This is a genomic window from Brasilonema octagenarum UFV-OR1 (assembly GCF_963888615.1).
Classification (GTDB): Bacteria; Cyanobacteriota; Cyanobacteriia; order Cyanobacteriales; family Nostocaceae; genus Brasilonema; species Brasilonema sennae.
On the sequence record NZ_CAWPKW010000291.1, the window covers coordinates 1 to 687 of the forward strand.

The 687-nt window shown below is 67.8% G+C and carries 1 protein-coding gene; it reads right to left on the reverse strand.

Annotation, left to right across the window (positions count from 1 at the left end; all coding sequences use genetic code 11):
* Positions 1-687: DUF3387 domain-containing protein (locus tag AC5590_RS25285; protein ID WP_248277440.1), on the reverse strand; the 687-nt coding region annotated here is incomplete at both ends.

The following is a 687-nucleotide window of genomic DNA, read 5'->3' on the forward strand; positions in this document are numbered from 1 at the left end:
GGCACGCACGGTCTTCACCAACTCCTGCGCTATGGTCCGCAGAGTCACATCCCCCAGAACCTTGACCGCGCTGTCGTTGATCTCCAGCGCGTCGTAGAACGCCAGTTCGTCCTCGTTCAATCCGAGCGACTCGCCACGAGCTCCGGCCTCGCGCATCTCCTTCGCGAGCCCGATCAGCTCCTCGATCACCTGCGCCGCCTCGATCGCGCGGTTCTGGTAGCGGCGGATCGTCTGCTCCAGCATCTCGGCAAAGGACCGCGCCTGCACGACGTTCTTGCGCCGGCGGGTGGCCAGTTCGCCCTTGAGCAGCTTCTCCAGCAACTCGACCGCGAGATTGCGGTGCGGCATCCCACGTACCTCGGCGAGGAACTCCTCGGAGAGAATCGAGATGTCCGGCTTGGCCAGCCCTGCCGCCGCGAAGATGTCGATCACCCCCTCGGGCGCCACGGCACGCGAGATGATCTGCCGCACCGCGTGCTCGATGTCCTCTTCGGGCCGCGCGTCGCCGGGCGCGCGCTTCGCGAGCACGGCCTGCACGGCCTGGAAGAACGCCACGTCGTCGCGGATGCGCAGCGCCTCAGCGTGCGGCACCGCCAGCGCGAAGGCCTGTGACAGCTCACGCACTGCGCTCACGCAGCGCTCTTTGCCGCTCTCCTGCGCCAGGATGTGCTCCTGCGCAGCCGGCAG